Consider the following 11,031-nt stretch of genomic DNA (forward strand, 5'->3'; position numbering starts at 1 on the left):
GAACGGTGATTGTCAGTTTCGTCTGACAGTCGTTGATTCACAAGATGTTGACACTTCCGCTGACCACTTCCCGCGATGCGGCGGCCTTGGACGCTGCATCTTCCCTGTCGCCAGTGCCGCCCCCGGCCCGGGACCGACGCGACACGGCCCCCGGCCCGGCGGGTGACCTGCGGCCGCTGGCCGTGGTCATCGGCAGCGGTTTTGGCGGCCTTGCGGCTGCCATCCGCCTGAGCGTCATGGGCTACCAGGTCAAGGTGTTGGAAAAACTCGATGCGCCTGGCGGCCGGGCTTATGTGCACCGGCAGGACGGCTACACCTTCGACGCCGGCCCCACCATCATTACCGCCCCCTTTCTGCTCGAAGAGCTGTGGGCGCTGTGCGGCAAACGTTTTGCCGACGACGTGACCCTGGTGCCCATGGACCCGTTCTACCGCATCCGTTTCGCCGACGGCAGTTGTTTCGACTACAGCGGCGACGCGGCCCGAATGGAGGCCGAGGTGGCCCGTTTCTCACCCGCGGACGTGGCGGGTTACCGCCAGTTCGTCAAAGACGCCGACCTTTGCCGTGACCTGGGTTTCGCCGGTCTGGGCTCTACGGCCTTCGACCAGCCCATCGACCTGCTCAAGGCCATTCCCTTTTTCGTCAAGATGAAAGCCTGGCGCAGCATCCACAGCCTGGTCGCCAAGTACATGAAAAACGAGAAACTGCGTGTGGTCATGAGCTTTCACCCGTTGCTCATCGGCGGCAATCCTTTTTCGGTGACCTCGGCCTACGCGCTCATCAACTCGCTGGAGCGGACCTGGGGCGTGCACTCGGCCATGGGCGGCACCGGCGCCATCGTGCGTGGCCTCGTCGGATTGCTGCAGGGGCGCGGCGTCCAGCTACGCTGCAACGCGCCGGTTACCCGCATCCGCATCGAGAACGGCCGCGCCTGCGGCGTCGAACTCGACAACGGGGAATTCATCGCGGCCGACATCGTGGTCAGCAATGCCGACACCGCCTGGACCTACAAGCACCTGGTGGCGCGTGAACACCGCCGGCACTGGACGGATGCGCGCATCGAGCGCGGCAAGTATTCCATGGGCCTGTTTGTCTGGTACTTCGGCACCTCACGCCAGTACCCCGAGGTGCCGCACCACATGATGGTGCTGGGCCCGCGCTACAAGGCCCTGCTGACCGACATCTTCAAACGCCACAAGCTGGCGCAGGACTTCAGCCTCTACCTGCACCGCCCGACCGCCACCGACCCGTCGCTGGCGCCGCCCGGCTGCGACACCTTCTACGCCCTGTCGCCCGTGCCGCACCTGGACAGCGGCACCGACTGGGCCAGCTATGCCGAGACCTACCGCGCAGCCATTGCCGAGGTGCTGGCGCGCAGCGTGCTGCCCGGCCTGCAACAGTCCATCGTGACCTCCAAGGTCACCACGCCGCAGGATTTCCACGACCGGCTCTGGTCCTACAAGGGTGCGGGTTTCGGCCTGGAGCCGGTGATGACCCAAAGCGCCTGGTTTCGCCCGCACAACCGCAGCGAAGACGTGCCCGGCCTCTACATGGTGGGCGCGGGCACCCACCCCGGTGCCGGTGTGCCTGGGGTGCTCATGTCGGCCAAGGCGCTGGAATCGGTGATCCCCCATGTCCATGCCTGACAACGTCCTCGGTCCCGACAGCCTGCAGGCCTGCGCCACGATGATGCAGGGCGGCTCCAAGACCTTTTTTGCCGCCAGCCGCCTGCTGCCGCTGCGCATCCGCCAAGCCGCCATTGCGCTCTACGCCTTCTGCCGCGTGGCCGACGATCTGGTGGATGAGGCCGCGCCGGGTGATGCACCCGTGGACGTGCTCAGGGAAAGGCTGGACCTCATCTACGCTGGCACGCCCCGGGATTTTGTCGAAGACCACGCGCTGAGCACCGTGGTGCAGCAGTACCAGTTGCCGCGCCATCTGCTTGATGCGTTGATCGAAGGTTTTGCCTGGGACGCGGAAGACCACCATTACGACAGCCTGGAGGACGTGCAGGCCTATGCGGCCCGTGTGGCCGGCAGCGTGGGCGCCATGATGTGCTGGATCATGGGACCGCAAAGCGTGGACACCCTGGCCCGTGCCTGCGAGCTGGGTGTGGCCATGCAACTGACCAATATCGCCCGCGACGTGGGGGCCGACGCCGCCATCCAGCGCCTCTACCTGCCCCGAGACTGGTTGCGTGAGGCCGGCATCGACCCGCAGGCCTGGCTGCAGCAGCCGGTCTGCACACCGGCCTTGCAAGGTGTGATCACATGCCTGCTTGACGAGGCCGACCGCCTTTACCAACAGGCGCAGACCGGCATCGCCGCGCTGCCGCCCGACTGCCGCGCCGCCATTCTTTCAGCCAGCCTGATCTACGCCGAGATCGGCCACCAGTTGCGCCGTGACGGCTTGGACCCGGTCACGCACCGCACCGTGGTCAGCACCCCGCGCAAGCTCGTGCTGCTGGCCACCGCCTGGGCCCAGGCGCCGTGGATACGAACCCCCTTGGTTGCGCCTACGCCGCTGGCCGCCATCGATTACCTGGTGCGTGACTGCCAGCAGCCGCGCCTCAGCAGTGCACTGGCTGGCGCTTTCTTCCCCAACCGCGCCATGCCGCAAAGGGTGGCGTGGGTCATGGATTTGCTGGAGCGTCGCGAGGACGCACGGCGCCAGCGCGTGCAGCCGATGATGCATACACGGTCGGTTTGAGTCCGCGATGGCGGCTTGGTCCAGTCTGGGCTGGGTGTTCTAGCGCCTGCGAAGTAGCGCCGATCTTTCAGATACCTGATCTGGGCTGCTGCCGGTCTCGTGGACACCGCCCTAAGCTTTTAAAGCTTCCTCAAACTGTATCGGACTTACGTACCCCAGCGTGGAATGCCTGCGCGTAGAGTTGTAGAACCGCTCGATGTAATCAAATACATCGGCTCGCGCTTGTTCTCGGGTTCGATATACCTTCCTGGCCGTGCGCTCCGTCTTGAGCGAACTGAAGAAGCTCTCCATAGCCGAGTTGTCCCAGACCTCGCCAGCACGGCTCATGCTGCAGGTAATGCCTTGCTCCTTGAGCAGTTGCTGGAAGTGCTCGCTGGTGTACTGGCTACCTTGGTCTGAGTGATGCAGCAGCGCTACCGGTTTACCCCGACGCCATACCGCCATCATCAAGGCATCGGCCACCAGTTGCGAGGTCATGCTGTCGTGCATTGACCAACCCACGATTCGCCGTGAGTAAAGGTCCAGCACTGCCGCTGCGTAGAGCCAGCCTTCAGCCGTCCAGATGTAGGTGAAGTCAGCTACCCACTTCTGATTGGGTGCCTCAGCCTGGAATTGGCGGTCCAGAACGTTGTCAGCAATTGCACTGCGCTGGCCTCGGTCTTGTGGGAGTCCACGGCGTCTGGGGCGCGCCCGCAGAGCCTGCTCCCTCATGAGGCGTTCAATGCGATGCAGGCCACAGTGGTACCCTAATGCCAGCACGTCGTGCCACACGCGACGCGCACCATAGGTCCTGTCGCTGCCAATGAAGCTTTGGCGTACCAGTGCGCCCATCGCCTCGTCGCTTCGGCTGCGTAGGCTTCTGGGCCTGCTCAACCATGCGTAAAAGCCGCTGCGCGAGACACCGAGCGTCTCGCATATCAATCCCACCGGCCAAGCCACTCGGTGCTTCGCCACAAAGTCGAATCTCACATCGATTCCCTGGCGAAGTAGGCTGCGGCTTTTTTTAATATGTCCCGCTCCATCTTGAGCTTGGCCACTTCCTTGCGCAGTCTGTCAATCTCGGCTTGTTCGGGCTTCATGACGCCCTTGCCTGGAAAGGCCTGCTGTGGGTCTTGCGTCAGCTCTCGCATCCAACGGCGCAGAACCGTTTCTCCCACATCCAAATCCCTGGCTGCTTGGCTGACGCCAACCCCGCGTTCGGTTACCAGCTTTACAGCTTCAACCTTGAACTCCCGGCTGAATTGCCTTCTCGTTGCCATTTGCTAACTCCTGTTTCATCGACCACCTTAACAAAGTGTCTTTGAAACCGGCAGCAGCCCAATCAGAGAGATGAATTCAAGGATTACCCGCTGCAGAAGGGGCGCTCAACGTTCGAGCTACGCCGCCTGCCTGTGGGTTAGCTTCAGCAAGGGGTTAGGCATCGCTCGCAGTCATACGACGGGAGAGTTGTTGCAAAGCCGCAAGCACACGTTCCCGGTTGCCTGATGCGCGATTGATGAACATCGGGCTTGGGTGTGGCATGGTCATCATCTCAACATCCGGCCGGCAGGCCCGTACGACGTCCTCCGCATATAGCGCCTTCTTGCCTACAAACATGACGACTCTGAGTTCGCGCAGGCCTTCAAGTAGTTCTTGAAGCCATGCGTCGGCCTCGCGCACGTCCTCGCGGTTAGCGGGTCTGATCTTTGTGTCTGATCCGATGTACCAGGGTACAGCATTCCATGTGATGGTACGACTACGATCAACGCCTGCTTCGGCGTTGAGCAGAAAGAAGTTCTTGGCTGTCTCGTCTGGGTTGTTTCGCGAGACAAATCCGCTTGTAACGGCCTTCGGCCCTGGCGCCTCTAGCAGGAACAAGACTTCCGCACTGTCCCCGCCGTCAAGTGGGTCGAAGTCTGGAATCTTGTAGTCTGGTCCCTTCGTCTTTCGCATCCTCTCGACGAGGCGTACCAAGTCAGCGACGTGCGGTTGCGAGAGCATCGCAGTACGAAGTACACGCTCAGACTCGCTTGCGAGTGTCTTGGGGATGTCCATAAGATTTTTTTGCGATGCCTAACGCGATATGGACTGCACAAGTGCGCGATAACATGGGCTGCCGCTCATCACGTTTACTCTCCCGCTTTTGTCAGTGTTTGATTTATAACTTGCATCCCATCATCTTCCAACGACCCTGGCGAAACAACAAACCATACAACCTTGTAATACAGCGGGGTGGTCGCCCCATCTCATCAAGTCGTCGGCATCTGCAGCAGGTGTAGGCCTGTAGCTCTTGGGCACTTCTGCAGGTGATGCCACGGACTTCGATCCGGGCCGCATCACCCCCGCCGCGGCATGCGCCAGGGCAGCATGGCCTGCACGATAGGTGACACCAGGCGCGGTACCGACAGGGTTTCGTGGAAGGCCAGCAAGGACTCACCGGCGTAGCTGAAGTTGAGCAGCGAGCGCTGGTAGAAGGGTGTGTCTTCCAGTTCCTCTTGCAGGTTCACCGGTCCTTCGCTGCGCATGCGCCCGCGGATGCGCCAGCCGGTCGGGCGCAAGGTATGCGCGGGCGCCGCGGGCATGGTTTCCACTTGGCCATCGGGTGTGAACCGCAGCGAGAGCAGGCGCTCGTCCAGGCCCGGCCATTGCATGTCGTAGAAGACCAGGGTGCTGTTGTCGCGCAGGCGTGCGCGTGACCAGTTCCAGGTGTGGAAGGCTCTGTCAATGGGTTCGTCGCCCTCGTTAGAGTCCAGGTAGGCCCGGCCTTGCCAGCGCAGGCCGGGTGCGGGCAGATCGACCTCGACCCGGGACGCGGGGGCCAGCGGGCCCCAGCGGTGGCGCCCGGCGGCGTCCAGTGGGGTGGAGATGTTGAACAATTGTTCGGGCCACAGGCGCACCTCGCCTTCGATGCGCTGGCCCCAGGGCACGGACCGTTCGCGGATGCGGATGCGCAGGCAGCTGCCATCCCAGGTCAAGGCACTGGGGCCAATGGTGAACTGCCGGCCGTCGCGTGCACAGTGGGCACCGCCGCGTTCGGTCATGGCCCAGCGGCTGGCACCACGGCTGTAGAGGGCCACGTTGAGCGCGCAATGGTTGTCCGGATCGGCCGGGCCATGGCGCCGCGCCCATGCGTAGTAGGGCGAGAAGACGCTGCCGACGAAAGCGATGAGGGTCAGGCCGTGCTGTCCATCGTCGCTGAGGGCGTCGACATACCACCAGAGATAACCGTCCGGGGGGACACGCTGGTCGAAGCGAGGTTCGCCAGCAGGGCCTCGGCCGCCAGCCGGCCCGACATCGCCGCCATCGGCACGCCCGGCCCCGGGTGCACACTGCCCCCGGCCAGGTACAGGCCTCGCACCGGGGTCAGCGCGCCCGGGCGCGAGAAGAGGGCGGTCCAGCCGTGGGTCGCCTGGCCGTACAGCGCGCCGCCCGTCGCCGGAAAGCGGCGATGGAATTCCCAGGGGGTGGTCCGCACGCAGTTCTGCGCTGTAATCTCCAGCTTCAGGCCGAGCTGCCGCAGAAGTTGAAAACTGTTGGATTCGCATAAGGCCAGCCCCTTTTCATCGAGTGTGCTGTTGTCCCCGAGGGCGGGGGCATTGACCAGACAGAAGAGACGCTCCGCGGCGCCCGTGGCCACGTCGCCCGGACGGTCCTGGGCGCAGACGTAGACGCTGGGCTGCTGGGGCAGCCGGCGCTTTGCAAACAGGTCGTCGAACTCGCGCGCGTAGTCGTCGCAGAAGAAGATGTTGTGGCGGTCCAGCGCCAGCCCGGTGGCGGGTGCGTGGATGGACCAGGTCAGGGCCGAGAGCGAGCGTGGTGGCGCAGACCGGGGCACGGCGTGGCGTATGTCATCGGACAGCAGACCGGCACGCAGGGCGGCCACGTCGCCGTTGAAGACCACGGCGTCGGCCGGCAGGTGTTCACCGGTGTCCAGTAGCACGCCGGTGACCCGCCCCTGCTGCTGCATGATGCGCGTGCAGCGCGTGTGGTAGCGCAGACGTGCGCCGCGCGCCTGCGCCAGTCGCACCAGCATGGCCGACAAGGCCGTCATGCCGCCGCGCACCGACCACACGCCGTTCATCTCGACCTGGGCAATCAGCATCAGCGTAGCGGGCGCCTGCCAGGGCGAGGAGCCGCAGTAGGTGGCGTAGCGTGCGAACAATTGCCGCAAGCGCGGATCGCTGAACTGGTGTTGCATGCGGTGCCAGAGGCTGCGCAGGGGCCCCAGCCGCGTCAGCACGCCCAGGCCCTGCGGGCCGAGGCGCGCCATCAGCGGCAGGAGTTGGGGCCGGGCCGAACGGATGACTGGGCCTTCCAGCGTCTCGTAGACCTGGCGTGCCGTGGCGCAGAACTGGCGAAAGCGCAGCGCCTCGTCGGGCCCGGCCCAGTCGGCGATGGCGGCTTCGCTGCGTTGCGGGTCGGCATGCAGATCCAGCGTACTGCCGTCGGGCCAGAAGTGCCGTGCCAGGATGTTCAGTGGCGCGATGCTCAGCTCAGTGTCCAGATCGGTGCCCACTTCGCGCAGCAGTTCGTCGAAGACCCAGCGCATGGTGAACACCGTGGGCCCGCTGTCGATCAGTGCGCCGGCAACTTCCTGTGCGTGGACCTTGCCGCCGGGCTGGTCGGAGGACTCGATCACCGTGACCTCGCAGCCTTGGTGCGCCAGCCGTAAGGCGCAGGCCAGCCCGCCCATGCCAGCGCCGATGATGACCACGTGGGGCTCAGGCATACGCGGTCTCCGGCTCCAGCCCCAGTGCATTGCCAAAGTCCTGTCCCTGCCAGTGTCCGCTCATCTGCAGCACGTCCATGTGGACAAACAGGGACTCCGAGAAAAAGCCGTGGCGGTGGGCGGCCGCCGCGGCCACCTGATGCGCACCGCGGGTGGCGTAGTCGCGCATGGCCTGCGCGTCTTGCCACAGGCTGAAGGTGCACTGGCGTACCAGCGGTGCCTCGCCCAGGCCCATGGCCAGCAGGCAACCCGGTGCTTTTTGGAGCTCGGCCTGGGCCGCTGGCGCATGGCGCCAGAAAGCCATGGCCTGCGAGGGCACGATGCTGGCCCGGGTCAGGATGGCCAGGGGGCGGGCCGGCGCGGCTGGATCGCGCTCAGCGTCCACGCCGTTGCTGGCGTGGGTGAGCGGCCAGGTCTGTTGATCCCAACTGCCACGGCTGGCGGTCACCGCCAGCACACCCAGCCAGGACGTTTGCGCACGCTTGCGCAGCGCGCTGACCTGTTTGCCGTGCAGGAAATCCAGCGCCAGGTCGAACCGGCTGAAGCGGCAGATCAGACCCTGGTGGGTGGCGCTGGGGCGCAAGGTGAAACCACCGCCGTGGCCGCTGCCCATGACCTTGGCGAACAGCAGACCGGGCACGTCCTTGAAGCTGGCGGGGCCGGCGGCCAGACGCATCCATCCCCAGGCTTGGTGTCGGCGCAGGTAGTCCAGCAGGATGATCACCACCACACCGGGCAGGCCGTCGGCAGAGGAGGTGGCAGCGCTCATGGTGGCGTGTCCGCTTGCGGCTGGGCGCGCCCAGCCTGGCAGCAGGACCGCAGTCTTGTGCCTCGGTTTTCAGGAAAGGCATGGGGCTGCGCCAGGAGCATGATCATGGCGCGCCCTGGAGGTCATGGCTGGACGTTCACTGCTGCTTCGGGACGTTGCTGGCCAGCACCTTGGCCAGTCCGCCAAGCTCTGTGAAATCCTGGGCCATGGGCGCGCCGTTGAGCGGTTTGTAAGCCCCCTGGTGGCAGGTGGCGCAGTTGAGCTTGGCGACGTCGCCCATGGCGCCTTTGCGGTGCGCCGGGAAGGCCTCGACCAGAGTCTCCATGTAGTTCACGTTCAGGTCGCGTGCCATGCGGATGCCATGCCAGGCGGTCAGGCGCTGCGGTGGATTGCCCTTCCAGCTCGAGAAGGACTGCGTCGTGTGGCAGTAGGTGCAGTTGACCCCCAGTGAGGTGGAGATGTGGGTCATCAGGCTGTAGGTTGCTTCGGCCTGTTTGATCGACTGCCGGTTGCCCGAGGGCAAGGCGGTGGTGCCATTCACGCGGATCGGCTCATTGCCCAGCAGGAAGGGTGTGAAGGGATCAACGGGCAGTGAGGCCAGGCCCACGGTCTTGGATGGCTCGTTCTGGCCCGCCTTGTCACCGATGAAGTTCGCACCGTAGGGCGGAGGGTTGAGTTTGGTCCAGATGTCGCTGGGTACGTTCTGTCCGCGGTGGCAGGTGTAGCAGGTGACGCCCGTGCTGCCCACGTGCTGCTGCCAGTCCTTGTTGATGTGCTGCGTCATCTCGATCATCTTGCGACTGACCTGCTTGGTGTACTTGCTCTCGTCCGCAAAGTTGGCCGGGTTGTGACAGTGCACGCAACCTTCCTTGGGCGCGACCCAGGTGGTCATGGCCGTCATCACGCGGGTGAACTGCCCGACGCTCAAGTCGCCCAGCACCTTGACGTTCTGGAACACCGCGGAAGCCTTGGGGCCTCCGTCATCGGCCGGCGGCAAGGCCACGGGCACGATGTTCTTGTCGGCGTTGAGTTCGACCGTGCGGGGGTTGTAGATCTGCACCATGCCGGTCCCGCGGTAGCCATGCTGGACCGATTCCATGGGCGGGCGCTCGCAGGCGGCCAGCAGGGTGACCGTGAGGACAACCCCCACGCTTTTGAGCACAGAGGCCAGGGCTGGATGCAGCCGACGGACGTTGCTGTGGCTGAGCTTCATGGCTTGACTCCTGTGCTGAGGGTCGGGTCCGCAATGAGCGGGAAGACGTCCGGATAGGGGGGGGCTACGCCATGTTTGATGGCCCAGAGGTACCAGTTGTCGACGACGGTGCCGGTGAGCAGGATGCCGATGCCTCCGACCAGCGGGCACAGCACCGCGAACCACCAGGCCCAGCGGTGGATGGATTCCATGGTGGCGTTGAAGCCCTTGGTCCAGCGCCAGAACAGGGCGGCGCGCTCCGATGCCGTGCCGCGGTCGGTGATCTGCTCGATTTCCCGCTCGCCACCGAATCGGGTCACCGCCAGGATCGTGGCGCCGTGCATGGCAAACAGCAGGGCCGAACCGTAGAGGAAGGCGATCGACAGCGCATGGAAGGGGTTGTAGAAGAGGTTGCCATAGCGCAGTGAGAACGCCGCTGTCCAGTCCAGATGCGGGAAGATGCCGAAAGGCACGGCCTCGCCCCAAGAGCCCATGAGCACGGGGCGGAAGAAACCCAGCACCAGGAAGAGCCAGATGGCGGCGGCGAAGGCCCAGGCGATGTGCGTGCCCATGCCCAGTTCACGGGCACGGCGGTAGGTGCGAGCCCACCACAGCAGCAGCGACAGGGTGAGGAAGCCGCCGGCAATCAGCCACCAGCCGCCCTGGTTCAGTGGCGGCAGTTGCAGTCCGTAACTGGGCGGCGGGGGCTCGAGGGCCAGCCAGAAGAGTTGGCGTACGAACTGGATCGGGTCCCAGCCGACCGAGGCCAGCATGTTGAAGCCGATGGTGACGAAGGCGATCAGCCCGCACACCAGCGAGGCCAGGCCGAGTCCCCCCAGATAGATGGGCCCCAGTTGGGCGTTGCCGAGCTTGCCCAGCCAGTAGCTGACCAGAGGCTCGCCAAGCCGTGGGTCGTTGCCGCGTCCGAGTGCGACGCCGTGGTGCAACGGGCCCGTGGCCTGCACGGTTGTGAAGAGGTTTTGGTATTGCGCCATGGTGTGCTCCCTTACTTGGTGACGGGCCATTGGGACCAGATCGGCAAGTTCAGCCACCAGCTCCACCATTCAGGCCAGCCACGGCTCCAGAAAGGACCGCTGAGCACGATGCACAGCGCGCTGAAGAGCACGGCGGCCAGCGCCAGGAACAGGCCCAGGCGGTGGATGCCCAGCGAGCCGACCGAATAGCCGATGGCGTCGCGGAAGAAGGTGTCTTCGTGTTCCGGCGCCTTGACCACCAGGCCCTTCTGCGGGTTCGTCGACGACAGGATCAGCGAGCCGTGCAGCGACAGCGCGAAGGTCGTCGTGAAGAAGAAGGTGATGGCCAGCATGTGCGCCGGGTTGTAGTGGAAGTGCAGGTACTGGTAGCCGGTGTTGGACACCCAGTCCAGGTGGCTCATGATCCCGTAGGGGAAGCCATGGCCCCAGGCGCCCATCAGCAGCGGGCGCACCACCACCAGAGTGAAGTACGCCAGGATGGCGAAGCCGAAGGCCACCGGCACGTGGAAGCCCATGCCCAGCTTGCGGCAGATTTCCACCTCGCGCATGGCCCACGACCCAAAGGCGCCGAGCGCACACACGGTGATGAGCTGCCACAAACCGCCTTCCATCAGCGGCGCCATGCGCAGGCCGTAGGAAAGGTCAGGTGGCGCGATGC

General features: G+C 64.7%; 10 protein-coding genes. 2 read left to right on the forward strand and 8 right to left on the reverse strand.

The annotated features are described in order from the left end of the window. Positions 1-44: 44 nt before the first annotated feature. Together Q0632_RS14450 and Q0632_RS14455 are read left to right on the forward strand one after the other, a co-directional pair. Complete coding sequence (locus Q0632_RS14450; RefSeq protein ID WP_298931325.1) at positions 45-1,646, forward strand: phytoene desaturase; 1,602 nt, start codon at positions 45-47, stop codon at positions 1,644-1,646. Further along, positions 1,633-2,709, forward strand: coding sequence for a phytoene/squalene synthase family protein (locus tag Q0632_RS14455; RefSeq protein WP_298931328.1), 1,077 nt, complete (start codon positions 1,633-1,635; stop codon positions 2,707-2,709). The genes Q0632_RS14450 and Q0632_RS14455 overlap by 14 nt, the downstream gene beginning before the upstream one ends. A 111-nt stretch (positions 2,710-2,820) precedes the next feature. On the opposite strand, the gene Q0632_RS14460 is transcribed toward Q0632_RS14455, so the two are convergent. The 8 genes from Q0632_RS14460 to pufL form a co-directional block, all read right to left on the reverse strand. Beyond that, positions 2,821-3,968 (reverse strand): IS3 family transposase gene (locus tag Q0632_RS14460; RefSeq protein WP_298931332.1). Its coding sequence is split into 2 segments (ribosomal slippage): positions 2,821-3,707 and positions 3,707-3,968, totalling 1,149 coding nucleotides; the frame shifts between segments, so codons are not numbered across the junction. Between the two features lie 154 nt (positions 3,969-4,122). Continuing rightward, entirely contained in the window at positions 4,123-4,743 is a 621-nt protein-coding gene (locus Q0632_RS14465) for a uracil-DNA glycosylase (protein ID WP_298931335.1), read from the reverse strand. Between the two features lie 281 nt (positions 4,744-5,024). Then, positions 5,025-5,765, reverse strand: a complete 741-nt coding sequence (locus Q0632_RS14470; RefSeq protein WP_298931338.1) for a carotenoid 1,2-hydratase — start codon at positions 5,763-5,765, stop codon at positions 5,025-5,027. A gap of 95 nt (positions 5,766-5,860) precedes the next feature. Beyond that, positions 5,861-7,417, reverse strand: a complete 1,557-nt coding sequence (gene crtD / locus Q0632_RS14475) for a 1-hydroxycarotenoid 3,4-desaturase CrtD (protein WP_298931340.1) — start codon at positions 7,415-7,417, stop codon at positions 5,861-5,863. Further along, positions 7,410-8,186, reverse strand: coding sequence for a hypothetical protein (locus Q0632_RS14480; protein ID WP_298931342.1), 777 nt, complete (start codon positions 8,184-8,186; stop codon positions 7,410-7,412). Before Q0632_RS14480 ends, crtD begins: the two co-directional genes overlap by 8 nt. Positions 8,187-8,322: 136 nt before the next feature. Continuing rightward, positions 8,323-9,399, reverse strand: coding sequence for a photosynthetic reaction center cytochrome PufC (gene pufC, locus Q0632_RS14485; protein ID WP_298931345.1), 1,077 nt, complete (start codon positions 9,397-9,399; stop codon positions 8,323-8,325). Then, positions 9,396-10,373: a photosynthetic reaction center subunit M gene (pufM, locus tag Q0632_RS14490; protein WP_298931348.1), complete on the reverse strand. Its 978-nt coding sequence runs from the start codon at positions 10,371-10,373 to the stop codon at positions 9,396-9,398. The genes pufC and pufM overlap by 4 nt, the downstream gene beginning before the upstream one ends. Before the next feature lie 11 nt (positions 10,374-10,384). Beyond that, the coding region (pufL, locus tag Q0632_RS14495) for a photosynthetic reaction center subunit L (protein ID WP_298931352.1) at positions 10,385-11,031 on the reverse strand (647 nt) is incomplete at its 5' end.

It is taken from the genome of uncultured Ramlibacter sp. (genome assembly GCF_936925435.1).
Classification (GTDB): Bacteria; Pseudomonadota; Gammaproteobacteria; order Burkholderiales; family Burkholderiaceae_C; genus Ramlibacter.